The following is a 26,798-nucleotide window of genomic DNA, read 5'->3' as shown; positions in this document are numbered from 1 at the left end:
TCCGGTCTACCAGGCGACCGGGAGGGATTCCGGGCCGCGGTTGATGGAGCCCCGGCGCCAGCGCATTTCGGTTTCGGGGACGGCCAGGGTCAGGTTCGGGAAGCGGGTGAGGAGGGCGGTGAGCATGACCTCCGCCTCCATCCTGGTGATCAGGGCGCCGACGCAGTAGTGCGGGCCGTGGCCGAAGGACAGGTTGGGGGCGTCGTCGCGGGTGAGGTCGAGGCGGTCCGGGTCGCGGAAGACCGACGGGTCGCGGTTGGCGGCGAGGTAGGAGACGTAGACGACGTCGCCGCTGCGGATCAGCGCCTCGCCGACCTGCAGGTCCTCGGTGGCGACGCGGGGCAGGCCGACGCCGTTGCGGTGCGGGATGTAGCGCAGGAGCTCCTCCACCGCCTGGGGGAGCAGGGCCGGTTCGGCGCGCAGGCGGGCCAGTTGCCCGGGGTGGGTGAGCAGGGCGTACACCATGTTGGAGACCTGGTTGCGGACGGCGTCCATGCCGTTGAGGACGAGCATCACCGCGAGCGAGATCAGCTCCGGCATGCTGAGGCCGCCCTCCATCTGGGCCTCGACCAGGGCGCTGAACAGGTCGTCGCCGGGGTGGTCGCGGCGGTGCGCGGCCATGGTCTTGAAGTAGCTCGCGATCTCGCCCTTGACGGCGTTGCTCTCCTGCTCGGAGTGGTTGCTGGAGAGGATGACGCTGCGCCAGTTCTGCAGGCGGTCGAGGTCGTGGGGCGGGACGCCGAGGAGCTCGCCGATGAGCTGGGCGGGCAGGGGGTCGGTGAGCCACTCGGTCAGGTCGGCCGGGGAGCCGTGCTCGGCCATGCGGGAGAGCATCTGGTCGGCGAGCTCCTCGGCGCGGGGGCGCAGGGCGGCGACGCGCTTGCGGCCGAAGGTGAGGGCCACGTGCCGGCGGATCCGGGTGTGGTCGGGCGGGTCGGTGCGGCCGACGCCGCCGGCCGGGGCGACGACGTGCGGCGTCATGCTGGTGACCGGCCGGTCGACGGTGAGGGCGCGGCTCAGCCGGGGGTCGGCGGCGACCGCCTTGACGTCCTCGTAGCGGGTGGCGAGCCAGGCGTCGCCCTCGCCGAACCGCAGCCGGATCCGCGCGACCGGCTCCTCGCGCAGCAGGCGGTGCATGAGGGGGTCGAACTCCAGGGCGGGGAGGTGGTCCACCGGCCAGTCGTGGACCGTCTCGCCCGGCGTGCGGAAGGCCGGGCAGCCGGCGGAGGCCGGGGCGGACGTCACACCGGACGTCGCACCGGACGTCGCACTGGACGTTGCTTCGGGCGTCGCACCGGGCGCCGCGTCGGGCCTCTCATCGGGCCTCGCATCGGGCGTCGGATTCGTCAGCGGTTCGGCCATCGGACCCTTCCTCGCTCGCCGGGCATCGCTCACCACGCGACGGGCAGGTGCTCCGGCCCCCGGATGAGCGCGCTCCGCTGCCACCGGATCTTCTCCACCGGCTCCGCGAGGCGCAGGTCCGGGAAGCGTGCGATCAGGCTGGAGAGGATGATCTCGGATTCCAGGCGGGCGAGCATCGAGCCCAGGCAGAAGTGCGGTCCGTGCCCGAAGGACAGGTGCGGATTGTGCTCCCGGTCGAAGTCGATCTCGTCCGGGTGGTCGAAGACGGAGGGGTCGCGGTTGGCCGTGAGGTACGAGGAGTGCACCACTTCGCCGGCCCGGATCAGCACGCCCCCCACTTCCACGTCCTCCATGGCGATGCGGCCGAGGCCGACGGCGCTGCGGTGCGGGATGTAGCGCAGCAACTCCTCGATGGCCTGCGGGAGAAGCCCGGGATCGCGGCGCAGCCGCTCCAGGTGGTGGGGGTGGGTGAGCAGGGCGTAGACCATGTTGCTGCTGTTGTTGCGCACGGCGTGGGCGGCGCTGGCCTGGATGAGCAGGGCGATGGCGACGGCCTCCTCCGTGCTGAGGTCGCCCTTCGCGACGGCGGCGGCCAGCTCGCTGGCGAGGTCGGGCCCCGGCTCCGCTCCCTTGCGCGCCAGCATCTCCACGAAATAGGCGGCCATGTCGGCCTTGGCGCGGTCGCTGGCCTCCCGCCCGTGGCCCGCGGACAGCAGGACCTCCGTCCAGTGCGCCATGCGCGGCAGATCGGCCTCGGGGACGCCCATCAGGTCGCTGATGACGGCGAGGGGCAGGGGGCCGTTCAGGTGCGCCATCAGGTCCGCCGGGGGGCCCTCGCGCTCCATGGCGTCGAGGAGTTCGCCGGCCACGCGCTCGGCGCGGGGCCGGAGCCGTTCGAGGCTGGCGGGTGTGAAGGAGCGCGCCACGGCCTTGCGCAGCCGGGTGTGCTCGGGCGGATCGGCGAAGCCCACCGCCTCGTCGAGCGGGATGAAGTGGGGGGCGAGCCGGGTGATCGGGCGGCCGAGCACGGCCTGCCGGCTGAACCGCGGGTCGGACGTGACGAACTTGACGTCCTCGTAGCGCGTGACGAGCCAGGCGTGCCCCTCGCCGTGGGGGAGCTTCACCCGGGCGATGGGCTCCTCCCGGAGCCGCTCGGCCATGAACGGGTCGAAATCGAGCCCGCGCAGATCGTCCACGGCCCAGAAGCGCACCGGGTACTGGTCCGAGTCGGATGCTTCGGATGCTGCCGTCGTCACCATCAGTGCCCTCCCGCCCACCCCGTCGCTTACGAACCGTTGCTCACGAACCGGACGCCTGTACGCGGTCCTTCCAGGACAAGCTCCCCGGAAAGCCGCACCGGCAACAGGGCACGCCGGGTAAATCACTCGTACGGCTTACAAGACGACCGACCCGTGGCCACCACCTCGGCCCACCACCCCGGCCCACCACGTCGGCCCGCCCTCGGCCCACCCCTCACCTCGCTCGGCCGCCTCCCCCAGCCGCCCCCAGCCGCCTCCAGTCGCCCCCCCCTCGGCCACCCCCTCACCCCACCCCCCTCGTACGACTTGCAGCTGATCGGATTGTCCGTCAGGCGGCTAAAGTCGACTTGACCACTGGTTGTCGGGGCCAGTGCACGTGGTTCCGGGACGCCGGGTGTCCCGGGGGGAGGGCATGTATCCGCATGAGTCGTCGCTCCAGTGGACTGATAGGGATCTGGGCCGAAACGCAGCGCCAGCAACAGCGCCTGCGGGAGGCCGAGCACCGGGAACGGGTGCAGTTCCAGAGGGAGCAGGAGCGGCAGGAGCGGGCGGCGGCGCGGGAGGCCGCGCGGGCCGACCGGGAACAGCGGGCCGCCTACCGGCAGCGGCGCGAGGCCGAGGCCCGGCGGCGCACGGAGGAGATCGAAGCGCGCGTCGCGGAGCTGACGGGGCTGCTGGTGACGGGCTGTCAGGTACCGGCGTTCTCCACCGCCGCGCTGCTCCGGCCCGAGACCGTGGAGCCGTTCAGCCCCGGGCACCTCGGGCAGCCCGTGCCCATGCCGGACCCGGGGCTGTACCGGGCCCAGGGCGGCTGGGGCTTCGGCGCGGGCCACGGCCGCGAGCAGTACGACCACGACCTGCGGGCCGCGCAGGCCGCCGAGGCCACACGGCAGCAGCAGCTGGCGGCGTACCGGCGGCAGTACGAGCAGTGGGCCGCAGGACAGCTCGCCGAGATCCGGGAGCACAACGCGGGCGTGGAGGAGATGGTCGCGGCGCTGCGCACCGGTGACACCGACGCCGTCGTCGACTACTTCTCGGCCGCCCTCTACGCCTCCTCCGCGTGGCCCGACGAGTTCCCGCACCAGGTGTCGGCCGCCTACGACCCGGCCGCCCGGCAGCTGGTGCTGATGTGGGAGCTTCCGGCGTACGACATCGTGCCGGAGGCGAAGGCCGTGCGGTACATGCCGACCGCCGACCAGGAGAAGGAGACGGTGCGGCCCGCGGCGCAGCGCCGGGCCGTCTACCGGGACGTGCTGGCCCAGTGCGTCCTGCTGGTGCTGCGCGACCTGTTCGCGGCGGACGGGTCCGGGGCGCTGGAGTCCGTCGTCGTCAACGGCTTCGTCGACGACCACGACCCGGCCACGGGCCGCCGTGCGGAGATCGTCCTGGCCTCGGCCACCGTCTCCCGCTCCGTCTTCGCCGGGCTGCACCTGGAGCAGGTCAGCGCGGTGGACTGCCTCACCGACGGGCTCGGCGGGCTGCTGTCCGCCCGGCCCGACCAGCTCGCCGCCGTGCGCCCGGGCCGGATGCCCGCCGACGTCGGTCGCGGCGTCGTCTCCCACGGGGGCGGCGACGACCCCGACCTCTACGAGATGGACCCAGTCGCCTTCGAGGCGCTCGTCGCCCAGCTCTTCCGCGCCCGCGGCATGCAGGCCGTGATGACGACCCGCTCCAACGACGGCGGCGTGGACGTCGAGGCCCTGGACCCGGACCCGATCAGCGGCGGCCGGATCATCGTGCAGGTGAAGCGGTACCGCAAGACGGTGCCGCCGACGGCCGTCCGGGACCTGTACGGCACGGTGCAGGGCGCCGGTGCCAACAAGGGCGTGCTGGTCACCACGTCCGGCTTCGGCCCCGGTTCGTACGCCTTCGCCAACGGCAAGCCCCTGACGCTCGTCCCGGGCGAGGAGCTGGTGGGCCTGCTGCAGCGGCACGGGCTGCGGGGACGGCTCGGCGGCGGCAGCGGGGCGCAGGGCGGCGGCCGGCGGCCCGCTCCCCCGGCGGCCGCGCCCGACGACAGCGCGACCGGCGCGCCGGGGGATCACGGGGAGCCCGGTGCTCCCGGTGATCCCGGTGATCCCGGTGATCCCGGTGACCACAACGTCCTGGGCATGTCCTGGTCCGGCGCCGTCGCCCTCGACGTCTGCGCTCTCGTCTGCCGGGGCACGCGCGTGCTCAGCGACGAGCACTTCGTCTTCTTCAACAACCCCGCCACCCCCGACGGGGCCGTGCGCGCCGGGCCGCCGCCCCGCGGGGACAAGGCGGCCGTCCGCGTCGCCTTCGAGGCGCTCCCGGCGGACGCCGACCGGCTCGTGCTCGTCGCGGCCGTCGACCCGGCCGTCAATCCGGACGCCGACCTGGCGGGGTTCACCGACGCCCGGATCCGGCTGGCGGACGGCGCCGGTGCCGAGCTGGGGCAGCTGGAGGTCTCCGACGGCCGGGCGGGCGAGACCGCGCTGGTCCTCGGCTCCTTCCGGCGGCGCGCGAACGGCGACTGGGACTTCGTCCTCGGCGGGCAGGGGTACCAGGGCGGGCTGGAGGAGCTGCTGGGGGACTACGGGATCGAGGTCGCGTAGACCGGGGGCCGGGACGGCGGGGGCCGGGCACGGGTCCGGCCCCCGCCCTCCCGGCCCCGGCCCCGGGCCCCGGCCCCCGCGCCCCGGGCCACCCGTGAGTTATCCACAGGCCCCCGTTCGTGTCGGCGGCCCGCCCTAGACTTTCCGCATGGCCGACCTCACCGAGACCGCCCGCCCCGCTGACCCCGTCCCTTCCCCCTCCCCCACACCCGACGCCGCGGGCAGTGAGGCTCTGGGCTGCCTGCGGCGCGTCTTCGGTTACGACGCCTTCCGGGGCGATCAGGAAGCGATCATCGAGCACGTCGTCGCCGGCGGCGACGCGCTGGTCCTGATGCCCACCGGCGGCGGCAAGTCGCTGTGCTACCAGATCCCGGCCCTGGTCCGGCCCGGCGTCGGTGTCGTCGTCTCCCCGCTCATCGCCCTCATGCAGGACCAGGTGGACGCGCTGCGCGCCCTCGGCGTGCGCGCGGGCTTCCTCAATTCCACGCAGGACGCGGACGAGCGGCGGATGGTCGAGGCCGAGTTCCTCGCCGGCGAGCTCGACCTGCTCTACCTGGCGCCCGAGCGGCTGCGCGTGGAGAGCTCGCTGCGCCTGCTCGACCGCGGCAAGATCTCCCTCTTCGCCATCGACGAGGCGCACTGCGTGGCCCAGTGGGGCCACGACTTCCGGCCGGACTACCTGGCGCTGTCCGCCCTGCACGAGCGCTGGCCGGACGTGCCGCGCATCGCCCTGACCGCGACGGCCACCGAGGCCACCCACGCCGAGATCGCGTCCCGGCTGAAGCTGCAGGACGCCCGGCACTTCGTCGCGAGCTTCGACCGGCCCAACATCCAGTACCGCATCGCGCCGAAGAACGACCCGAGGAAGCAGCTCCTGGAGCTCCTGCGCACCGAGCACGCCGGGGACGCGGGCGTCGTCTACTGCCTCTCCCGCAAGAGCGTGGAGGACACGGCGGCCTTCCTGGTGCAGCACGGCATCGACGCCCTGCCGTACCACGCGGGGCTCGACGCGGGCACCCGCGCCGCCAACCAGGCGCGGTTCCTGCGCGAGGACGGGGTCGTCGTGGTGGCCACGATCGCCTTCGGCATGGGCATCGACAAGCCCGACGTCCGCTTCGTCGCCCACCTCGACCTGCCCAAGTCCGTCGAGGGGTACTACCAGGAGACGGGCCGCGCCGGGCGCGACGGCCTGCCGTCCACCGCCTGGCTCGCCTACGGCCTGCAGGACGTCGTCCAGCAGCGCAAGATGATCGACGGCTCCGAGGGCGACGAGGCCCACCGCCGCCGGCTGGCCGCCCACCTCGACGCGATGCTGGCCCTGTGCGAGACCGTCGAGTGCCGCCGGGTGCGGCTGCTGGCGTACTTCGGGCAGGAGAGCGGCCCCTGCGGCAACTGCGACACCTGCCTCACGCCCGCCGAGACCTGGGACGGCACCGTCGCCGCCCAGAAGTTCCTCTCCGCGGTCTACCGGCTGGCGCGCGAGCGGCGGCAGAAGTTCGGCGCGGGCCAGATCATCGACATCCTGCTCGGCAAGAAGACCGCGAAGGTCATCCAGCACGACCACGACGGCCTCACCGTCTTCGGTATCGGCACCGACCTGAGCGTCGCGCAGTGGCGGGGCGTGGTGCGGCAGCTGCTGGCGCAGGGGCTGCTCGCCGTCGAGGGCGACTACGGCACGCTCGTCCTCACGGAGGCCAGCGGCGAGGTGCTCGGCGGCCGGCGCGAGGTGCGGCTGCGCAGCGAGCCCGAGCGGCCGGCGCGGGCCTCGGCGAAGTCGGGCGGCTCGGGCTCGGGCTCCGGCAAGCGGGCCGCGCCCGCCGACCTGCCCGCCGAGGCGGTCCCGGTCTTCGAGGCGCTGCGGGCCTGGCGCGCGGCCACGGCGAAGGAGCAGGGCGTCCCCGCCTACGTGATCTTCCACGACGCGACGCTGCGGGAGATCGCGACGGCCGCGCCCGCCTCCCTCGAAGCGCTGTCCGGGGTGAGCGGAGTGGGCGAGAGCAAGCTGGCGAAGCACGGCGAGCGGATCCTGGAGCTGCTCGCGGAGCTGCGGGAAGCGGCGTAGGCGGGCCGGGGCGCGGCGTAGGCGGGCCGGGGCGCGCCGGGGCCGCGGCCGGGAACGGCCGGCCGCGTGCCCTCACCGCACCCCGGTGAGGTGGGCGTAGACGACCACGTTGCCCAGGTAGGCGTGGCTCTCCTCGGAGAACCCCCCGCCACAGGTGATCACCCGCAGCTCGGCGCGCTTCGACGGCCCGTACACCTTCTGCGACGGGAAGTCCGTCCGGCTGTACACCTCGATCGCGTCGATGGTGAACAGCGCCGTGCGGCCGTCCGCGCGCGCCACCTCCACCCGGTACCCCTTCTTCAGGGCGCCGACGTTGTAGAAGACGGCCGGCCCGGTGGCGGTGTCGACGTGCCCGGCGACGACGGCGGTGCCGGTCGCGCCGGGCGCCGCCCCGTCCGCGTACCAGCCGGCGAGGTTGCTCTCGTCGTCCCGCGGGCTGGCGAGGCTGCCGTCCTGCAGCAGGCCCAGCGGCTGCAGCGGCGCGTCCACGTCGATCGCCGGGATCCGGACCCGCGTGGGCACGGCGGCCGGCAGCGGCGGCACCGCGCGCTCGCCGCGCACCGGCCCCACGGGCGGCCCGGCGGCCGGGAAGGCCTCGGCCGCGGAGGGCACCGGGGGCGGGTCCTGGATGTCGGCGCCGCGCTGGATCAGCCAGCTCCCGAAGCACAGGGCGACGGCGATGCACACGGCGACGACGGTCTTGCGCCGGGCCTCGCGCCGGGCGGCGCGCGCCTGCGGCGAGGACCGCGGGGGGCGCCGGGCAGGGCGTGGGCGGCGAGAGCCGGGCGGGTGGACCGCGGAGGGTGCGGCGGGGAGCGGGGCCGCCAGGGACGCCGCGGCCGCCGCGGCCCGTCTGTTCGGATTCCGGCGCATCTGCCGCGAGTTCCGCGGCTTGCGGGAACCGTGCGCCCTGCGGACGGCCCGTTCGCCTGCGTTCTGCGACTGGGACATCGTTCTCCTCCACCGCGCCCCTGGTCCCCGGACGCGAGCGCGTTCGGGGACCAGGGAACGGAGCCGGCCGGGGGCACGTCAGACCCGGTTGCCGTTGCTGCCACGGCGCCGCAGGTACCAGGTGCCGCCCACCGCCGCGGTGGCCAGCACGGCCGCACCCGCCATGAGTTCGGTCATGCCGGAGTCGTCGCTGGTGGAGCCGACACCGGTCTTCATGCCGCCCTTCGGGGGCTTGGCGGGGGTCGTGGAGGCCCCGGAGCCCGCGCCGGCACCGGCACCGCCGCCCGTACCGGGGCTCGCGCTCGAACCCGATCCCGCACCTGCGCCCGAACCGGAACCCGAGCCCGAGCCCGAGCCGGAACCCGCACGCGAGCCCGGAGCCGAGCCGGTGGAGACGACCAGGTCGCCCGTGGCCTCCTTGCCGCTGTGGCACTTGACGCCGACGCCGTACGTGCCGGCCTTCGCGCTGTTCGGGACCTTGAAGGTGCCGACGACGGACTCCTTCTGCGTGCCGGGCTTGAGCTGGAACGAGGCCGGGCCGCCGACGGCGCTGGCGTCGCCCGTGCCCGAGCCGTTGGCGCCGCAGGCGGTGGTGTTCACCGTGACCTCTGCGCCGGGCTTCGCGGGGTTCGGGCCGACTTCCAGCTTGCCGAAGTCCGCGGCGAGCGCGGGAGCGCTCGCCAGCCCGAGGGCGGCTATGGACAGGGCGGTCCCGGTGAGCACTCGTGAGTTACGCATGCTTGTTCCTCCGTGAGCGCGGCCGCGGCACTTCGATGTGCCACCGAAAGGAGTGGGGGGTCCGCGCTCCTCAGAGCCGAGCGAACCGGGATCCGGCCCCTCCCGCACCCTGACGTCACATCAGAACCACCGGTCCGGAACGGCCCCCGGCCCCGGCCGGCGGACGTAAGGGCAGGTCGCCGACGGTGACCACGCAGTAACCGGAAGGGCGGCCCCCGAACGTGGCAAACGGGTGAACCCCGGGGGTGCACGGCACCCGCCGTGAATCACACGGAACGGTGACCCCACAGTCGGAGGGGGCACTTCCGCCGGGGGCGCGCGTATGCTCTGCGCCCATGGGGGAGGAGACCGAGGTCCCCGTCAACACCGAGATGCGCGGCGAGACTTGGCGGGTCCGCATTTCCACGTCCGGCGGGGACGTCCTGGGTGCCGGCATCCTGCTGGCCGCCGATGCGGTCCTCACCTGCGCCCACGTCATTCCCTCCGGCCCCCGTGACCCCGCCCTCCCCGCCGCCCCCACCGGCGACGTGCTGGTCGAGCTGGTCGGAGTGCCCGGCGCCCGCCCCGTGGCGGCCCGCGTGGCCGACGGCTGCTGGGTGCCCGAGCTGGAGGACTCCCGGGGCGACGTCGCCCTCCTCACCCTGGACGAGCCGCAGGACGTCCGCCACGCCGCCCCGCTGCACCGCGTCGCGCCCACGCGCGGCCGGACCGTATGGATGTGCGGCTTCCCCAGCACCAGGGAGCTCAAGGACGGCGTGTGGTTCCGGGCCACCCTCGCCGGGCCGTCGGGCCCGCGCGGCGAGTGGGTGCAGATGTTCCCCGTGACGCCCGAGGAGACGGTGCGCCCCGGCTTCAGCGGGGCCGCCGTGACGGACGCGGAGACCCACCGCGTCCTCGGCATGGTCGTCAGCCGCTACGACGACCGCTCCTCGGCCGCGCCCGCCGACCAGCGGCTGCACCTGTCGTACATGATCCCCATCGAGACCGTCGTCCGGCACCTGCCGGCCATCGCCCGCTACGTGAGCGGCGAGCGGGGCAACGGCCTGCCCTCGGTGCCGCGGAGCGCGGCCCGGGACCGTGACTTCGCCCGCTGGCTCGCCCGCTGGTTCGCCGGTGCGGAGGGCACGCGGCGGGTGGAGGCGATCGTCATCAAGAAGGGCGAGGCGGTCCGCTCGGCGACGCTCAGCAGGGCGGTCGCCCTGGCCGACCGCGAACTCCCCGCGGACGGCCCGTCTCCGGCCGCCGGGCCCGCCGGGAGCGCCGGGCCGGGTGCGTTACCCGGCGGCCCCGGCACGTTCCAGCGGGACCGGAAGCAGCTGTGCACACAGCCAGCACAGCCGGCACAGCCGACGGAACCGACGGAACCGACGCAGCCGCCGCACCAGGCCACACCACCGGCCGCACCCGCCCCCCGGCCCACCGGAAGCGAGCCCGCCGGAAGCGGGTCCACGGGAGCCCGGCCCGCCGGGCACCACGCCGCCGGGCACCACGCCGCCGGGCACCACGCCACCGGCCACCAGGCCACCGGTCACCGGCCCGCCGGCCTGCGGCCCCCCGCGCCCCGCAACGCCCCGCCGCCCGGCACCCCTCCCGATCCCCGCCCCGGCTCCCCGGCCCGCGCCAACGGCACCGCGCGCCGCCCTCCGTCCGCGTACGAGACGGAGGACGACGTCCTGCCGCCCCTCGGCAGCGTCGACCTCGCCCTGGACGTCTCCGGGGAGACCGTCGCCAGGGTCGCCGAGCGCATCGCCGACCGGCTCGGGCTGCGCCCCGCCGACGACGAGGAGTCGCCGGTCGGCCGTCTGGGCGCGGCGCGGAGCGTGCCGCTGACGATCGTCGCGGAGGGCGTCGACTACGCGGCCGACCCCCTGGCGCTGGTCGAGTTCACCGGGCTCCTCGCCGGCCGGGGCGCCCGGCTGCTCCTCGTCTTCCGCAACCCCGAATCGCAGAGCCTGGAGCTGGCGCTGAGGATGGCTGACCCCGCCAAGGACGACATCGCCGCACGCCTGGACCGGGTGCGCGAGGGCATCGACCACATCGCGCGCCGCGAGCGCACCGCCTTCGAGAAGGCCGCCCTCATCGCCCCGGTGCGCCCCGTGCCGCAGCGCGCGGCCGCCCTCCGGCTGGACCTCACGGCCCTGCGCCGCCACCCGGAGCCCGGCGGCGAGCGCTTCCTGGCCGACCTCGCCGCCTTCGAGCGGGCCGTGGAGGCCGGACTGCTGCGGATAGAGGAGTCGATCGGCCTGGCCGAGGCCCGGATCGCCCGGCGCAACGAGCTGCGCGGCCGGCTGGAGGCCTTCTTCGCGCTGCTCGCCGCCCGCAGCCTGGAGGAGGAGCGGGCCGCCGCTCCCCTCTACCGCACCGCCCACAACCTCCTCTACCAGGCGCCCTGCGAGCTCGCCGAGGCCGAGCGCGCCGTGGAGCGCTTCGCCGAGGCCGTACGGCACCACACCCACCGTCCGCGAGGGGGCGACCCCGGATGACCACCCCCGGCACACCGCTCGGCGAACCGCCCGGCAGTCCCCCCGGCACACCTCCCGGCACCCCCGGGAAGCCGCCCGGCGGTCCCCCGGGGGAGCCGCCCGCGCCGCCCCCCGCACCGCCCCCGCCCCCGGACCGCTGCCCCTGGCCCGGCTGCGACGGCCGTATCGAAGCCACCGGCTTCTGCTCCACGCGCGGCCACCGCGCCCGGCGCGGGGCCCCGCCCGTGCCGGACAGCCCGCCCACGGCCGGCACCCGCAGACGGGCCGAGACCGACCGGCTGTTCACCGTGGGCCCCGCCGAGGACGGCCTGCTCGACCTGCCCTACATCGCCACCCCCTCCCCCGAGGCCCTGGTCGTCGCGGACCCCCGGGTCCCGGCCGGCGGCAAGACCTGCGGGCACGACGGGTGCACCGCGATCGTCGGCCGCCCGTACGCCGGGCAGCCGGCCCTGCCCACGGGCTTCTGCGAACGCTGCGGCCATCCCTACGACTTCACCCCGCGCCTGGCCCCCGGCGATCTGGTCGGCGAGCAGTACCGCGTAGTGGGCTGCGTGGCCAACGGCGGCCTCGGCTGGGTCTACCTCGCGCACGACATCCGGCTGGAGGGCAATCCCGTGGCCCTCAAGGGCCTCATCAACACCCGCGATCCCATCGCGCTGCACAACATGGGCGAGGAGCGGCGCAACCTCATCCGCTCCGACCACCCCGACATCGTCCGCATCATCAACTTCGTCACCCACCCGGAGCCCGGAGCCGGCGGCACGGCGGACGGAAACGGGGAGGGGGACGGAAACGGGACCGGGGACACGGAGAGCGCCGCGGACAGGGACGGGGACGGCCACACCCGTTACATCGTCATGGAGTTCGTCCGCGGCATGCTCCTCTCCCAGGTGCGCGACCGCATCACCCGCCGCGAGGGCCCCTTCGGCGAGGACCGCATCTTCGAGTACGTCCTCTCGTACGGCTGCCGCATCCTCGACGCCCTGGAGAGCCTGCACCGCAAGAACTACGTCTACTGCGACCTCAAGCCCAACAACGTCATGCACTACGCGGATCGGATCAAGCTCATCGACCTCGGCGCCACCCGCGAGCTGGGCGACGAGAGCGGCGTCGTCCTCGGCGCCCGCGGCTTCACCGCCCCCGAGGTCGTCCGGCTCGGCGCACGCGGCCTGTCCGTCCGGTCGGACCTCTTCAGCCTGGGCATGACCCTGCGCGCCCTCTCGGACGACTCCGGCCGGCAGCCCGAGGGCCTGGGCGCCGAGTCCTACCGGCGTGCCGTCTCCCGCGCCACCGCGGAGGACCCGCTCGACCGCTTCGCCTCCGCCCGCGAGATGGGCGAGCAACTGCGCGGCGTCCTGCGCGAGATCCGCTCCCTGCGCACCGGCACCGAGCACCCCGAGCCGTCCACCCTGTTCGCCCCCGCCGCCACCCTCCTCGACGCCTCGCTCGGGCGCGTGCCTCCCCTGGAGCGCTGGCTGACCGGCGAGCGGCGCCCGCTCCTCGACCCCGGCCTGCCCGCGGCCGACCGCGTCCCGCGCCACCTGCCCGTGCCCTACCCCGACCCCGCCGACCCGGCGGCGGCCCTGCTCGGCCAGCCCACCGCCGGCGGGCCGCGGCGCCTGATCCAGCAGCTGTCCGCCTCCGGGCACGAGTCGGTGGAGATCCGCCTGCGCCAGCTGCGCGCCCACCTCGAACTGGGCGAACTCGGCGCCGCGGAGCAGCGCCTGACGGCGGCGAAGGAGCTGCTGGGGCACCTGGTCCCGCACGACTGGCGGATCGCCTGGCACGAAGGCCTGCTGCACCTCGCCCGGCACGAACCGGCCGCCGCCCAGGCCCGGTTCGACCGCGTCTACCACGACCTGCCCGGCGAGTACGCCCCCAAGCTGGCCCTCGGCTACTGCGCCGAGCAGCGCGGCGACGCGGAGTCCGCCGAGCGCTACTACCAGGCCGTGTGGCAGCGCAACCGCTCCCAGGGCAGCGCCGCCTTCGGGCTCGCCCGGCTGCGGCTGACCGCCGGGGACCGCACCGGCGCGGCCGGGCTCCTCGGCGGCCTGCCGGAGGTCTCCCGCCACTACGACGCGGGCCGCATCGCCTGCGTGCGCATCCTCTCCGGCCGCCTGCACCCCGACCCCGCCCGCGGGCTGCCCGGCCGCGCGGACCTGGCCGCGGCCCTGGACCTGCTGCCCCGGCTCTACCTGGACGAGGGCCACCCCGGCGGCCCGGCCCGCGACCGGCTGGAGGCGGAGACGCTCGAAGTGGCCCTGGAGCGGGTACGGGCAGGGGCGACGGCCGGCGGGCCGGGCGGGGGCGCCGCACTCTTCGGCGCGGACGACGAGGAGTTCGCCCTCCGCTCCCGGCTGGAGGCGAAGCTGCGCCGGCTGGCCCGGCAGGCGCCCACGCCCGGGGGCCTGGCCGCCCTGGTCGACCTGGCGAACCGCGTCCGCCCCAAGACCCGCTTCTGACACGGCCGCAAGGGCCGACACGTCCGGCACGTCTGGCACGTCCGGCACGGGGGAACGAATGGACCGAGGCAAGGGACCGACGCGATGAACCGGGATGCGCGATGAACCGAGACGACGGCGCGGGCCCGCAGGACCGCGCACCGACGGCGGCCCTGCCCGCCCTCACCGCCCAGCTGGGGCAGAACAAGCACCTGCCGGCCGGCTCCGGCACCGTGCCGGCCCACGCCGTCCTCACGGTCGAGGGGCACGGGCTGGGCGGGCTGACCACGCACGCCTCCTCCGCCGAGGTCGTCGTCATCGACTGCTCGGGGTCGATGAGCTGGCCCAGCACGAAGATCTCGGCCGCCCGCAAGGCCGCGGCCGCCGCCATCGGCGTCCTGCGCGACGGCACCCGCTTCGCGCTCGTCGAGGGCACCGACAAGGCCCGCGTCGTCTACCCGGCCGGCGGCCGGATGGCCGTCGCAGGGCCCGACACCCGGGCCGACGCCGCCCGCACCGCCCACGGCCTCGTCGCCGCGGGCGGCACGGCCATCGCCTCCTGGCTCGCCTGCGCCCGCGACCTGCTCACCGCCCCGGGGCAGGACCACCCCATCCGGCACGCCCTCCTGCTGACCGACGGCAGGAACGAGCACGACCGGCCCGACGAGCTGGAGCGCGTCCTCGCCGACTGCGCCGGGAAGTTCACCTGCGACGCGCGCGGCATCGGCGACCAGTGGGCCGCCGCCGAGCTGCGGGCGATCGCCGCCCGGCTGCACGGCAAGGCGGACGCCGTCGAGCGCGACTCCGACCTGGAGGAGGAGTTCCGCACGATGATGACGAGCGCCATGACGAAGGCGCTGCCCGGCATACGGATCCGCGTCCGGCTGCGCGTCGGCAGCGAGCTCCGCTTCTTCAAGCAGGTCTTCCCCACCGAGCTGGACCTCACCGCGGAGGCCGTGCAGACCGGGGAGCGCAGCTGGGACTTCCCGACCGGGGCCTGGGGCGACGAGTCCCGCGACTACCACCTGTGCGTCACGGCCGACCCCGCCGGCGACCCGATGGGCGAGGACATGCAGCTGGCCTCCCTGTCGCTGGTGGCCGACGCCGTCGGCGACCACCCCGCCGAGGCCGTCGTCGCCGTGCCCCGGCCCGTCCCCCTGCTCGTCCACTGGACCGACGACGCCGCCCTGTCCACGCGCGTCCACCCGCGCGTCGCCCACTTCGCCGGCCACGCCGACCTGGGCCGCGCGGTCAACGCCGGCTGCGAGGCGTACGAGCGCGGCGGGCGCGCGACCGCGGAGGAGGAGTGGGGCCGGGCGGTGCGGCTCGCCGACGACCTCGGCGACGAGAAGATGCTGCGCCGGCTGCGGCGGCTGGTGCACGTCGACGACGCCCGGGAAGGGCGGGTCCGGCTGCGCGACGTCATCGCCGCCGGCGACCTCCACGCGGCCTGGGTGGGCTCCGACCACAGCACGCAGGCGCAGGCGTCCTGGGCCGCGCCGCCCGGACCGCCCGCCCCGCCGCCTTCCGTGCACGGGCAGCGGCGCGCGCCCGGTGCGGCGCAGGTCGCGGCGGCACCGGCCGCCCGCGCCCCCGGCACGTCCGGCGGGTCCGGCGCAGCCGCCCGGCCCGACGTGCAGTGCCCGCGCTGCGGGCGCGTCTCCCCCGGTACGGCGCAGGTCTGCTCCCAGTGCCGGTACCGCCTCGCGGACCCCGCACCGCCGGAGCGGCACCCGCGGGCGGAGCACGAACGGCCGGAGCACGAACGGCCGGAGCACGAGCCGCCGGAGCCGGCCGCATGACCACCCCCGCGGACACCAGACCCTGGCTGATACGCCGGACGGCCGCCCTGCTGGTGGCGACCGTGCTCGCCTGCGGCGCCCTCCTGGCGGCGTACTACGGGGTGAGCCGGGACGCCGCCCAGGTGCCGGACCGCACCGTCCCGGCGATGGGCCACGTCGCCGCCACGGAGAAGGCCCTGCGGGACTCGCTGAAGGCCGCGACGGCCTCCCTGCGCGGCCCGGCCGCCGCCACGGAGGGCACCGGCGAGGACTACCGCGCGAAGATCAACGCCGCCTTCAGGAGCCTGGAGAAGGCCTCCGCCACCACCGTCGCGGGCTCCGCCGGGCAGAGCGCCCTGAGCACCGTGGCCGGCCAGCTCTCCTCGTACGACTACCTCGTCGGGCAGGCCGCCCGCAGCCACGCCGACGAGAAGCTGCGCGACGCCTACCTGCACTACGCCGACAGCACGCTGAACCGCAAGAAGAGCGGCATCATCGCCCGGCTCGCGGGCGTCCAGGACCGGCAGGCGGCGGTGCTGAAGTCGCAGACGTCGACCGGCTGGCTGCTGAAGCTCGCCTGGGGCGCGGCGGTCCTGCTGTGGTGCGCGCTGGCCTGGCTGCTCGTCGACACGCAGCTCTTCCTCCGGCGCCGCTTCCGCCGCCGGTTCAACGGTCCCCTCGCGGGGGCCACCGTGCTGCTGGCGGGGCTCGTACCCCTGCTCCTGACCGCCGCCCTGCAGCTCCGGGACGACCTCGGCCGGGCCTACCGCGCGGCGGGCGGCGGGGACGTCTCCGGCAGCGTCCCGGAGACGGTGCGCGGCCACATGCAGGACACCCACTGGCTGACCGCCGTCCCCGCCTGGATCCTCCTGGCGGGCGTCGTCATCGCCGCCCTGACCGTCCTCGGCCTCCAGCCCCGCATCGAGGAGTACCGCTTCGCCCGGGTCCCGCAGAGCCTCGGCCGGCGGATACGTTCCTTCGAGGCCGCGACCGTCCTGCTGGCCCTGTGGCTGGTGCTGTTCTGCGCGGCCGGCTCGGGCGACGCGCGCAGCGAGCACCACGGGCGCATCACCGTCCTCGCCCCGTGGACGGACACCGAGGAGGCGCGCTTCCGCCAGGTGCTCGACGCGTACTCCGCGAAGTACCACGTCGACGTCGACTACCAGGGCACCACGGCCCTGCGCGAGGTGCTGCTCTCCCGGCTGAACGCGGGCAACGCGCCGGACGTCGCGATCCTGCCGAGCCTCGGCGAAGTGCGCGAGTACGTCGGCTCGGAGACCCCGCCGCGGGAGCTCGCCCCGGTCCTCGGGGACGCCCTGGAGGGGTACGGCCCGCTGTGGGCCCCCGCGATCGGCGGCAAGGTCTACGGCATCGCGGTCAAGGCCGACCTGAAGAGCGTCGTCTGGTACGACCCCGCCCGCCGGCAGGACCTGCGCGCGCTCGCCGCCCGCGGCGGCCAGTGGTGCGCGGGCATGGGCGGCGACGCCACGTCCGGCTGGCCGGGCACCGACTGGATCGAGGACATCCTGCTGCAGCAGAGCGGCAAGGAGGTCTACGAGCAGTGGGCCCGGGGCGAGCTGGAGTGGTCGCGCGGGGCGGTGGCCGACGCCTGGCGGACGTTCGGGGGGATCTTCGACCGGGGAGCGGCCACGGCCGCCCTGAGCCAGGACTTCGCGAAGAGCGTCTTCTCCTCGCAGTGCGCCCTGCAGCACCAGGGCTCGTTCATCCGCGACTCCGACTACACCCGCCGCGCGGCCTTCGTCCCCACGCGGGAGGTGCTCCCCGGCATCGCCCGCCGGCCCGCCTCCTCCGAGGTGTCGGCGGACTTCGCGACGCTCTTCGGGAAGAGCGCGGCGGCCCGGGACCTGATGCGCTTCCTGGCCTCCCCGCAGGGCCAGCGGGCGTGGGCCGAGGCGCCGCCCGGGCCGGGCGAGGGCGGGCAGCAGGGGGCGGCGGGCACGGCCGCGAAGGACCCGGGCAACCCCGGCCGGCCCTTCTTCGTCACCGCGGACGCGCCGCAGCCCGGACCCTCCGAGCGCGTCAACGACGCCGTCGGCAAGGCCCTCCGCGACCGGCAGCGGCCCAAGTGCCTGGACGCCTCGGACGTGATGCCGCTCCGGATGCGCTTCGCCTTCCAGCACGGCGTCCTGGACTACCTCGCCGACCCGGGCCCGGAGAGGCAGCAGAAAGTGCTGGGCTACCTGGACAGCGTGCAGAAGGACCTCAAGGCCCCGCCGCGGGCCGCCGGGTCACCGCCGCGCGTCTGCGAGTGACCCGCAGGCGCCGGGAAGCGTCCGGAGGTTTCCGCCGGGGCCGCTTCCCGGCGGAGTCGCTTCCCCGCCGGGCTACTTCACCAGGTTGTCCGGGCAGCCCGTGCCGCGCGGCAGCTTGTAGCGCGCCACGATGTGGTACGTGCCCGGCTTCGGCGCGTTCAGCACCGTCCAGCTGTCCTCCGGCCGGTCCTCGCGGGCCTCCTGGACCTCCTTGGACAGGCAGCCGTTGACGTTGACCGGCGGCTCGCCGCGCGGCCCCGCCTTCGGCGGCTTGACGTCCTTGCCGTTCTCGTCGACCAGGCCCAGCCACGGGGAGTGCGGGATGCGGATGAGGACCGGGCCCGGCTTGTCCACCCGGATCGTGAGGCCCTCCGCGTCCGTGCGCTCCACGACCGCCGGGGGGTCGGCGAGGGGCGTCGGCGCCTCGACCTCGTACAGCCGCCAGTTGTCGTCGGACCACACCTGGCGCAGGTAGGACTGGCCCTTGGCGACGAGCTTGGCCTCCTCGACGGCCGCGGGGTCCGGCTCGTCGGTGGGCAGCACCACGTAGTGCACGGCCCAGCGGTCGAGCCAGGCGCGGTAGCTGGAGGAGGTGAGCAGCCCGGGCTCGTAGAAGAGCGGGTTGCGCTCGCGGTCGGCCTGCCGGTTCCAGCCGCGGGCGAGGTTCACGTACGGGGTGAGGGCCGAGGACTCGCGGTGGCTGCGGGCGGGCACGACCTCGACCCGGCCCCGCGCCGTGTCGGTCTGCTGCAGCCGGTTCACCAGGGGCGCGAGCTCGCGCGCCCAGGAAGCGGCGGGCGTGGTGTGGATGATGTCGCCGATGGCGTTGGCCAGCTGCCACGACGTGCACGTCACCAGGGCCAGGATGAGCGCCGTCCAGCGCAGGCCGCTCTTGAACAGCTCCGCCGGCCGCGGCACCTTCAGCTCCGGCAGGGCGGCGACCAGCACCGTCCCGCCGAAGATCATGCCGAGCCGGGAGACGTTCGTGCCGATCTGCGACGGGATGAGCCAGACCAGCAGGACGGCCAGGACGTAGAGCGCCGAGGCCATCCGGACCGTGCGCCACTCCTTGGGGACGAACAGCACCCCGAACAGGCCGCTCAGCAGCGGCAGGATCGCCGAGGCGAAGGCCATCGGCTGGTGGCCCGAGAACGGGAACAGCCACGCAGACAGACCCACCACCACGGCCGGGGAGATGCCCAGCGCGTACGCCGCCGGGCGCCGCTTGCCCAGCCACAGGGCCGCCGCGACGAAGCCCACGAAGAGGCCGGCCACCGGGCTCGACGCCGTCGCCAGCGCGGCCGCCAGCGCGGCCAGGCCCGCCCGGCCCCAGCGGTACTTGCCCTCCGAGCGCCAGCGCATCGGCCACGCGAAGATCACGGCGACGGCCGCCAGACCGAACATCGTGCCGAGCCCGAAGGTGACCCGTCCGGATATGGCGTTGCAGGTCAGCGCGAAGGTGCCGTACAAGGCCGCCACCAGCGGCCGGCGCACGACCCTGCTGCGCACGAGCAGCAGGGCGATCAGGCCCGCCGAGAGCGTGCCCGCGATCATCATCGTGGTGCGGACACCGATGCTGGCCATCAGGTACGGCGAGATCACGCTGTACGAAACGGGGTGCATGCCGCCGTACCAGGCGAGGTTGTACGCCGAGTCGGGATGCTGGCCCACGAACTCGGCCCACGCGTCCTGGGCGGCCAGGTCGCCGCCGCTGTTCGCGAACACGTACACCCAGAGCACGTGCAGCGCCGCCGCCACGCACAGGGTGGTCAGGACGGGGCGGCCGGCCGCCGCGCGGCCCGCGCGCCTGAGCCGGCCGCGCAGGCCCGCGCCGCCGGAAGGCCGCGGGGCTCCTGGGAAGACGGAATCCCGCCCGTCCTGCTCACCCGGCTCGTCGGGCTTGCCGGCCCGTGCCGGGTCCACGGTGGTCACTGCAGTTCTCCCCGTCTTCCCCCGGAGGTCTTCCCCCATCGTCGCGCTGCCCCGGTTCCACGGGTAGCGGCACGGCCGCGGCCGTGCTCAAACCCTCGCGACGCTAGCACGCCGCGAGGGCCCGGCAGGGACGGCGAGCGCCGCCCCCGTGCACCTCAGCCGAGGCGCGTGAGCTTCGCGCCGAAGCCCGGCTCGGCCAGCGGCGCCTTCAGCGCCACCGGCACCCGGACCTGGCCCGGGCCGCTGCCCACGGTCAGCATGCCGACCTCGGCACCGGACTTCGCCTCGTGCGGCAGCTTGTGGCCGCCGTCGTTGACCGCCAGGCCGACGGACAGGCCCGCCCAGCCGACGGCCGTGACGTCCTTGGTCGCCACGACCGGGGTGCGGCCGCCGAGACCGTCGTCCACGGCGCCCACGACGTCGCCCTTCTTCACGACCGTCTTCGCCTCGAGCGCCTTCTTCGCGGACTCGATCGCGTCCTTGGTCGCCGCGACCACCGAGTCGATGATCGGCGTCTTGTGCTGCGCCAGCACCGCTCCGATGATCAGCTGCGTGGTGCCGCCGATCTTCTTCTCCGCGGCGAAGAGCAGGTTGCCGCCGGCCGCGGTGGTCGTGCCGGTCTTGATGCCGGTGCCGTACAGCGGAACGATCGGGTTGAAGTTCTTCTGCTTCTCGCCGTTGCTGTCGATGTACTCCGTCAGCCCCGAGATCTCCTTGAAGACCGGGTCCGCCATGGCCTTCTTGCCCAGCTTGACCAGGTCCTTCGCGGTGCTCTTCGTCGTCGCGTCGAAGCCGCTCGGGTCGGTGAACGTCGTGTTCACCATGCCCAGGTCCTTGGCGGTGTCGTTCATCTTCTTGACGAACGCCTCCTCGGAACCGGCGTCCCAGCGCGCCAGCAGCTTGGCGATGTTGTTCGCCGACGGCAGCATCAGCGCTTCCAGCGCCTCGTACTCCGAGAGCTTCTGGCCCTCGGTCACCCGGACCAGGGACTCGCCCTCGGGCTTGCCCTTCTGGTAGTCGCTGACCGCCTTGGCGTCGACGGTCATCAGCGCGCCCTTCTTGTCACCCTTCTTCATCGGGTGGTCGCGAAGGGTGATGTACGCGGTCATCACCTTGGTGACGCTCGCGATCGGGACGGGCTTCTCCTCGCCGGACTCGCCCAGCGCGCCCAGGCCGTCCACCTCGACGTACGCCTGGCCGGTCGCCGGCCACGTCATCTGCGCCTTGTCGCCGTCGAACGTGAACGTCTTCTTCGCCGTGAGCACCAGCTTCGGCTCCGGCAGCGGGCGGAACGCCTGCACCACGCAGAAGACGATCGCCAGCAGCACGACCAGCGGCGTCCAGATCTTCACCCGGCGCAGGATCGTGCGGGTGGGCGTCTCCGGCGGCGGAGGCGTGTTGGTCAGCTGCGCCAGCAGGTCCAGCGGCGCCGCGGGCTGTCCCGCCGCCGGGGGGACCGTGGGGCCGCCGCCGCCCGGTCTCGGGGGGAACGGCTGCTGCTGCGTCCGCTCGGAGGGAGCCGGCGGGGTGACGCTGACCGGAATGGCGGGCTTGCCCGGGGCGGGCGCGGGCGCGGGGACCTTGGTGGACGCCTTGGCGGCGTCCTTGGCCGGGGCGGGCTTGCCCGGAGCCTCGGCGGCGTCCTTGGCGGGCGCCTTGGCCGCGGCCTTGGCCGGGGTGGCCGGCTTGGCGGCAGCCTCGTCGAGCGACTTCAGCGGCACGAACTGGCTGGTGCGCTCGGAGTCGGAGTCCTCGCCCTTGGCAGCGCCGCCCTTCCTGGCGGCACCGTCCTTGGCAGCACCGTCCTTGGCAGCGCCGTCCTTACGGGCGGGCTCGCCGAGGACGGGGGCCTTGAGCAGGGCGGTCGCCTGGTTGTCGGACCCGCCGTCCTGGCTGTCGGCGGCCGGGGCCTTCGCGGCACCGGCGGCGTCACCGGACGCCCCGCCGGCCTTGGGCCGGACCGTACGGAAGACGGCGGTGGCCTGGTCGGCGGGCGCGGAGCTCTTGGCCTTGCCCTTGTCCTTGTCGTCGCCGGACGGGGCGCCGTTGGCGGAACGCGCGGCGGCGGCCGGGGCCTCGGCGCCGGAGGCGTCGGCCTTCGGCCGGACCGTACGGAACACGGCGGTGGCCTGGTCCGCGGGCGCGGAGTCCTCGGCCTTGGCCTTGGCCTTGTCCTTGGCATCGGCGGACGGGGCGCCGTTCGCCGGCCGGCCCGCGGAGGGGGCGGCCTTGGCCTCGTCCTCGCCGGAGGCGGGATTCGCGGACTTCGCAGCCTTGCCGTCACCGTCGCCGTCAGCGGACGAGGCGTCGGCCTTCGGCCGGACCGTACGGAAGACGGCCGTCGCCCGGTCGACGGGCTCGGGGTCCTCGGCCTTGGCCCGGCCCGACGGGGCACCGTTCACGCCGGCCTCGCCGGCCTCGTCCGAGGCGGGGACCTTGGAGGGCTTGGAGGCCTTGGAGGCCTTCTCCGGACCGTCGGAGGCCTCGGAGCCCTCTTCGTCCTCTTCCCCGTCCGAACCGGCCACCCACGCCGCCACAGCGGCCTTCAGGCGGGCGTCGCCGCCCGCCGCCGCGCGGCCCCCGGCAGCGGACCCGGCCTTCGCCGAGCCCTCCGCAGAGGTCTGGGGCTTTGCATCCGCATCGGCCTCACCGGACGCCGGGGACACTTCTTCACGGCCGCCTTCGGCGGCATCCGCGGCATCCGCGCTCTCGGGCGCGTCAGCTTTCCCGGACGGCTTTCCGGAAGTTTCCCGGAAAACCCCGAGTCGCGGGTCGAGCTCGCCGCCAGCCGTCTCCCCCGACGACTTCCGCTGCTCCGACTTGCCGGGGGACTCGCCCGCCACCGATGCCTCCTCGAATTCCCACGCGATACGCCACCGCGGGGTGCTCCGCACCCCGCAGGCCGAACCTTCTCAAACGCTTACCAGTGTCCTGTGCGGCAGGCCCGTCACCGCGCAACCGCACCGCTTGAAGGGATCGACCGGCCTCACCGTCGTGCTAGACGAGACGACATACCTACCGGTTCCCACCCGAAGCCACCACGCACTCTCGACAGACCAATGTGAGAGGGGTCACCCTGTCAGTCATCCACGCGGGGAGGCATGGATGGGCAGGAGCCGCAGAACAATTCCGGAGGAGCTTCTGCTGCTCGCTTTGGACCCGGCCACGGGAACCACGGCGCAGCCGCAGTCGCTCGACCTGGGTCTCGCCGGGGCACAGCTAGTGGAGCTGGCTCTGGCTGGACGGATAGCCCCAGACGGGGATCGTATCGCCGTGGTGATGCCGCGGCCGACAGGAGATCCGACGCTGGACACCGCGCTCGAACTGCTGCGCCGCCGCGGCAGTCCGGTCCGCGCCGTCCACTGGATCGGCGGGCCCCGGCTGGGGCTGCGCCAGACGTATCTCACGCACCTGGAGCGGTGCGGCATGGTGCATGCCGTGGCGGGCCAGATGTGCGGGGTGCTGCCGACGACGCGCTATCAGGCGACGGACACCGCGATCAGCCGGGAGATCAGGGCCCGACTGGACAGCGCGATCCGCACCGGCGTCCCGCCGGACCCGCGGACCGCGGCGCTCGCCGCCCTGGCCCACGCGGTGGGTCTCGGCAAGCACCTCTACCCGGGCAACGAGGGGCGGTCCTCCCGCTCCCGGCTGCGGGATCTGATCAGGCACGATCCCATGGGCGGGCTCGTGGCGCACGCCGTGATGGACGTGCAGAACGGCGTCGCGGCGCAGCCGCGGCGGGCCCCGGCGGCGGCCGGTTCCGGCGCGGGCGCCCACGGCGCCGGCGGTTCGGGGCGGCGCACGTCGGTCCGGGGTACGGCGTCCGGGCAGCAGGTGGCCCAGGGGACGGCCGTGATGGCCCGGGCAGGCGCGTCCTGAGCCGACGCCGCCGCATCCGCCGGCCGCACCGCTGACCGCCCGGAGAACGGCGCGACACAGCACATCGCACCACCGATGCAGCACCGCACCACCGCACCACCGCACCACCCGTACAGCAACACCCACAGCACACCCAGAGCTCGACCGACCGCAGCGCAGTCCCCCGGCCCGGTTCGGGAGCCGCGATATCGCGCGGGGTGGTGGGCCGGCCGCCCGGGACGGCGGTCCGGCCCACCACCCCGCGTGCACGTGCACGGGACGATGCACGGTCCGCGGCGGCCGGCCCCGGCAACCCTTCACCGCAGGCGGACTCTGTGTGGCATTTTCCAGCGCCGCCCCGGCATGTGGTGGCAGGCTGCGAGGTCAGGAGACAGCAGCATGACGGAGCCGGAGGTGCGTCCCGTGGCGTCCAGTGTCAATCCCACCGTTAGGCGACGCCGCTTGGGGCAGGAGCTGCGCAAGCTCCGCGAACTCAAGGGCATGACAGCCGAAGAGGTCGCCGAGCGGCTGCTCGTCTCGCAGTCGAAGATCAGCCGCCTGGAGAACGGCCGCCGCAGCATCAGCCAGCGCGACGTGCGCGATCTCTGCGGGGTGTACGGGGTCGAGGACCACCGCATTGTCGATTCGCTGATGCAGATGGCCAAGGAGTCGCGCCAGCAGGGCTGGTGGCACGCCTTCGGCGACATTCCCTACAGCGTCTACATCGGCCTGGAGACGGACGCGGCCTCACTGCGCGTGTACGAGGCATCTCTCGTACCGGGTCTGCTGCAGACGCCCAATTACGCGAGCGCCGTGACCGAGGGCTCCTGGCCGGAGGCGACGGGCGCGGATATCGAGCGGCGCGTGCAGGTGCGGATGCGACGGCAGGAACGGATCACCGATCCGGAGAATCCGCTGCGGCTTTGGGCGGTCATCGACGAGTCGGCGCTGCGCCGGATCGTGGGCAGCCGGGAGATCATGGCGGAACAGATGCGCCAGCTCGTGCAGTTCAGCATGGAGCCCCACATCACGGTGCAGGTGCTGCCGTACGACGTGGGTGCGCATCCGGGCATGTACGGAAAGTTCTCCATTCTTGAGTTCAACGATCCGCAGGATGCCAGCACGGTCTATCTGGAGGGGATCACGAGTGACCTCTACCTGGAGAAGCCGAACGATGTGCAGACCTACAGCGTGATGTACGAGCATTTGCGAATGCAGGCCCTCAACGCGGATCACTCCCGGCAGTTCATCGACCGGGTCGCGGAGGAGTGGGCGGCGGAGATCTGAGCTCAGCGGCCCGGGCGGATCCGAGCGGACCCGAGCAGATCCACGCGGTCCCCGGCACGTCCGCGCTGCCGGCCGGCCCCGCCTCCCGGGCGGCCGCCGCACGGTACACCCTCCACGGTCAACCGGGAAGGGCGTTCCCGAATATGCCATCCGGTCGAGTGAATGGCCCGTTCATCAGGTGATGTTGGCGCGTAACGTCGGTCGCACCTCGGGAAACCGGCGTTCCGACCGGCGTTTCTGATCAAGGCACATACTCACCAAGGCATGGGAGCAATCATGGCCATCCAGCAGGGAAACACCACGTGGCGCAAGTCCTCGTACTCGCTGGCCAACGGCGACTGCGTAGAGGTCGCTTCCCCTCTCCCCCAGTCCATCGCGGTCCGTGACTCCAAGGACCCCCAGGGGCCGATTCTCGGTTTCAAGCCCGCCGCCTGGTCCTCGTTTGTGACGACCGTTTCCCGTCGCGCGTACGACTTCTGATAAGTCCGCCCGATACGACGACTTCACCACCCCAAGGCAGTTCCGCGCAGAACCCCCTCGACTGGTCCGCCGTCCCGGCCGAGGGGGTTCCGCCGTGTCCGGGTCGGTCTCCGGGCCCGGGCCCGGAGGCCGCGGCCGTGCGGCCGCGACCCCGGATTGTGCAATCGCAACGGTCGCCGGCCCCCCGGCGGCCCCGTCCGCTAGCCCTGCGGGTAGCGCTCCGACCAGACCGCCGAGGCGGCGTCCGGGCCGTGCAGCTGCGCCCCCTGGGTGAGCTCCAGGGCGAAGTCGTCGGCGAGTTCGGCGATCGCGGCCCGCCCCTCCAGCTCGGCCAGCAGGTCCGGCGGCAGCGCGGTCTCGCCGTGCAGCGCGCCGAGCAGGTTGCCGCAGATCGAGCCCGTGGAGTCGGAGTCGCCGCCGTGGTTGACGGCGAGCAGCAGCCCGTGCCGCATGTCCTCGGCGACCAGCGCGCAGTACACGCCCATGGCCAGGGCCTCTTCGGCCACCCAGCCCTGGCCGAGCGCTTCCAGCCGCTCGGCGCTCGGCGCCCCCTGGCGCACGGCGTCGAGCGCCTGCCGGAGCGCGGCCGTCGTCTCCTCATGGCCGCCCCACTGCGCCAGCAGGCCGAGCGCCTGCCGGACCGACGTCTCCAGCGTCCCGCCGCGCACGATCCCGTGCACGATCGCCGCGAAGGCGGCCGCCGCCAGAATGCCCGAGGGGTGGCCGTGGGTCTGCGCGGCGCACTCGGCGGCCAGCCGGAAGACCTCCGCGGCCTCCCGGTCCACCAGCAGGCCGAACGGCGCCGAGCGCATCACGGTGCCGCACCCCTTGGACTCCGGGTTCTTGGGCGCGGCGAGGGTGCCCATGCGGTCGTCGTCGAGCCCGGACAGGCAGGCGTTGCCGGGGGCCCGCTGCGAGTGGAGCCACGGCTGGCGGCCGAGCAGGCCCAGGGCGGGGTCGCGCGGATCCGGCTCCTGGTAGCGCTGGGTGACCCGCCAGCGCAGGTACGCCCGGTGCACCTCCTCGGGGGCGGGCCAGGTGCCGCCGTCGCGCCGGATCTCGGCGCGGATCAGGCCGTCGACGGTGAACAGCGTCATCTGGGTGTCGTCCGTGACGGCACCGCGCCGCCCGTAGGCCCGGACGTAGTCGCGTACACCGGCGGGCCCGTGGTTCCCGCGGATCATGTCGAGCGAGTGGAACTCGATGCCCGCGCCGAGGGCGTCGCCGATCGCCCCGCCGAGCAGGCAGCCGCGGACGCGGGCGCGGAAGTCCTGCTGCTGCGCCCGGCTCCACAGTGCGGTGGTGGTCATGG

The 26,798-nt window shown here is 74.4% G+C and carries 16 protein-coding genes; 9 read left to right on the top strand and 7 right to left on the bottom strand.

The genetic code is table 11. From position 1 onward, the window contains the following. Positions 1–6 precede the first annotated feature (6 nt). Positions 7–1,245 (bottom strand): cytochrome P450, encoded by a 1,239-nt coding sequence (locus NQU55_RS24865; protein ID WP_256791165.1) that lies wholly within the window; start codon positions 1,243–1,245, stop codon positions 7–9. 146 nt (positions 1,246–1,391) lie between these two features. After that, the gene (locus tag NQU55_RS24860) at positions 1,392–2,621 is read right to left on the bottom strand and encodes a cytochrome P450 (RefSeq protein WP_168094331.1); all 1,230 of its coding nucleotides are present in this window, start codon (positions 2,619–2,621) and stop codon (positions 1,392–1,394) included. Between the two features lie 422 nt (positions 2,622–3,043). On the opposite strand from NQU55_RS24860, the gene NQU55_RS24855 reads away from it, so the two are divergent. Further along, positions 3,044–5,197 (top strand): restriction endonuclease, encoded by a 2,154-nt coding sequence (locus NQU55_RS24855; RefSeq protein ID WP_206329656.1) that lies wholly within the window; start codon positions 3,044–3,046, stop codon positions 5,195–5,197. 148 nt (positions 5,198–5,345) lie between these two features. After that, complete coding sequence (gene recQ, locus NQU55_RS24850; RefSeq protein WP_256791164.1) at positions 5,346–7,259, top strand: DNA helicase RecQ; 1,914 nt, start codon at positions 5,346–5,348, stop codon at positions 7,257–7,259. Positions 7,260–7,331: 72 nt separating this feature from the next. Here recQ and NQU55_RS24845 read toward each other — a convergent pair whose 3' ends face one another. Both NQU55_RS24845 and NQU55_RS24840 read right to left on the bottom strand, forming a co-directional pair. Then, positions 7,332–7,946 (bottom strand): class F sortase, encoded by a 615-nt coding sequence (locus NQU55_RS24845; RefSeq protein WP_256791185.1) that lies wholly within the window; start codon positions 7,944–7,946, stop codon positions 7,332–7,334. A gap of 342 nt (positions 7,947–8,288) precedes the next feature. Continuing rightward, the gene (locus NQU55_RS24840) at positions 8,289–8,948 is read right to left on the bottom strand and encodes a GVDTG sorting domain-containing protein (protein ID WP_168093037.1); all 660 of its coding nucleotides are present in this window, start codon (positions 8,946–8,948) and stop codon (positions 8,289–8,291) included. 335 nt (positions 8,949–9,283) lie between these two features. Between NQU55_RS24840 and NQU55_RS36585 the strand changes: the two genes are divergently transcribed. The 4 genes from NQU55_RS36585 (at position 9,284) to NQU55_RS24820 (ending at position 17,926) form a co-directional block, all read left to right on the top strand. Next, the gene (locus NQU55_RS36585) at positions 9,284–11,431 is read left to right on the top strand and encodes a S1 family peptidase (protein WP_168093036.1); all 2,148 of its coding nucleotides are present in this window, start codon (positions 9,284–9,286) and stop codon (positions 11,429–11,431) included. Beyond that, positions 11,428–13,893 (top strand): tetratricopeptide repeat protein, encoded by a 2,466-nt coding sequence (locus NQU55_RS24830; RefSeq protein ID WP_168093035.1) that lies wholly within the window; start codon positions 11,428–11,430, stop codon positions 13,891–13,893. The genes NQU55_RS36585 and NQU55_RS24830 overlap by 4 nt, the downstream gene beginning before the upstream one ends. 101 nt (positions 13,894–13,994) lie before the next feature. Then, on the top strand, positions 13,995–15,674 hold the full coding sequence (locus tag NQU55_RS24825) for a vWA domain-containing protein (protein ID WP_168093034.1): 1,680 nt from the start codon (positions 13,995–13,997) through the stop codon (positions 15,672–15,674). Further along, positions 15,671–17,926, top strand: coding sequence for an ABC transporter substrate-binding protein (locus NQU55_RS24820; protein WP_168093033.1), 2,256 nt, complete (start codon positions 15,671–15,673; stop codon positions 17,924–17,926). The genes NQU55_RS24825 and NQU55_RS24820 overlap by 4 nt, the downstream gene beginning before the upstream one ends. A 72-nt stretch (positions 17,927–17,998) precedes the next feature. Here NQU55_RS24820 and NQU55_RS24815 read toward each other — a convergent pair whose 3' ends face one another. After that, positions 17,999–19,858 carry a DUF8823 domain-containing protein gene (locus tag NQU55_RS24815; RefSeq protein ID WP_372504800.1) on the bottom strand — a complete coding sequence of 620 codons (1,860 nt, stop codon included), beginning with the start codon at positions 19,856–19,858 and terminating at the stop codon, positions 17,999–18,001. Between the two features lie 155 nt (positions 19,859–20,013). Then, positions 20,014–22,524, bottom strand: coding sequence for a D-alanyl-D-alanine carboxypeptidase family protein (locus NQU55_RS24810; RefSeq protein ID WP_168093032.1), 2,511 nt, complete (start codon positions 22,522–22,524; stop codon positions 20,014–20,016). A 439-nt stretch (positions 22,525–22,963) separates the two neighbouring features. Between NQU55_RS24810 and NQU55_RS24805 the strand changes: the two genes are divergently transcribed. From NQU55_RS24805 to NQU55_RS24795, 3 genes are all read left to right on the top strand, one after another. Further along, a complete protein-coding gene (locus NQU55_RS24805) occupies positions 22,964–23,740 on the top strand; it encodes a GOLPH3/VPS74 family protein (RefSeq protein ID WP_179081288.1) in 777 nt (258 codons plus the stop codon). A gap of 402 nt (positions 23,741–24,142) precedes the next feature. Beyond that, on the top strand, positions 24,143–25,006 hold the full coding sequence (locus tag NQU55_RS24800; protein WP_168092715.1) for a helix-turn-helix domain-containing protein: 864 nt from the start codon (positions 24,143–24,145) through the stop codon (positions 25,004–25,006). A 276-nt stretch (positions 25,007–25,282) separates the two neighbouring features. Continuing rightward, positions 25,283–25,486, top strand: coding sequence for a DUF397 domain-containing protein (locus NQU55_RS24795; RefSeq protein WP_168092701.1), 204 nt, complete (start codon positions 25,283–25,285; stop codon positions 25,484–25,486). A 200-nt stretch (positions 25,487–25,686) separates the two neighbouring features. Here the strand turns inward: NQU55_RS24795 and NQU55_RS24790 are convergent, their stop codons facing one another. Further along, positions 25,687–26,796, bottom strand: a complete 1,110-nt coding sequence (locus NQU55_RS24790; RefSeq protein ID WP_168092702.1) for an ADP-ribosylglycohydrolase family protein — start codon at positions 26,794–26,796, stop codon at positions 25,687–25,689. Between the last annotated feature and the right edge of the window lie 2 nt (positions 26,797–26,798).

Source organism: Streptomyces telluris (assembly GCF_024519335.1).
Taxonomy (GTDB): domain Bacteria; phylum Actinomycetota; class Actinomycetes; order Streptomycetales; family Streptomycetaceae; genus Streptomyces; species Streptomyces telluris.
This window is presented reverse-complemented; position numbering and strand designations above follow the sequence as displayed.

Excerpts from the sequence above, each read along its gene's own strand:
- NQU55_RS24860 (WP_168094331.1), bottom strand. The coding sequence starts at position 2,621 with ATGGTGACGACGGCAGCATCCGAAGCATCCGACTCGGACCAGTACCCG.
- NQU55_RS24855 (WP_206329656.1), top strand. The coding sequence starts at position 3,044 with ATGAGTCGTCGCTCCAGTGGACTGATAGGGATCTGGGCCGAAACGCAG.
- recQ (WP_256791164.1), top strand. The coding sequence starts at position 5,346 with ATGGCCGACCTCACCGAGACCGCCCGCCCCGCTGACCCCGTCCCTTCC.
- NQU55_RS24840 (WP_168093037.1), bottom strand. The coding sequence starts at position 8,948 with ATGCGTAACTCACGAGTGCTCACCGGGACCGCCCTGTCCATAGCCGCC.
- NQU55_RS36585 (WP_168093036.1), top strand. The coding sequence starts at position 9,284 with ATGGGGGAGGAGACCGAGGTCCCCGTCAACACCGAGATGCGCGGCGAG.
- NQU55_RS24830 (WP_168093035.1), top strand. The coding sequence starts at position 11,428 with ATGACCACCCCCGGCACACCGCTCGGCGAACCGCCCGGCAGTCCCCCC.
- NQU55_RS24825 (WP_168093034.1), top strand. The coding sequence starts at position 13,995 with ATGAACCGAGACGACGGCGCGGGCCCGCAGGACCGCGCACCGACGGCG.
- NQU55_RS24820 (WP_168093033.1), top strand. The coding sequence starts at position 15,671 with ATGACCACCCCCGCGGACACCAGACCCTGGCTGATACGCCGGACGGCC.
- NQU55_RS24805 (WP_179081288.1), top strand. The coding sequence starts at position 22,964 with ATGGGCAGGAGCCGCAGAACAATTCCGGAGGAGCTTCTGCTGCTCGCT.
- NQU55_RS24795 (WP_168092701.1), top strand. The coding sequence starts at position 25,283 with ATGGCCATCCAGCAGGGAAACACCACGTGGCGCAAGTCCTCGTACTCG.
- NQU55_RS24790 (WP_168092702.1), bottom strand. The coding sequence starts at position 26,796 with ATGACCACCACCGCACTGTGGAGCCGGGCGCAGCAGCAGGACTTCCGC.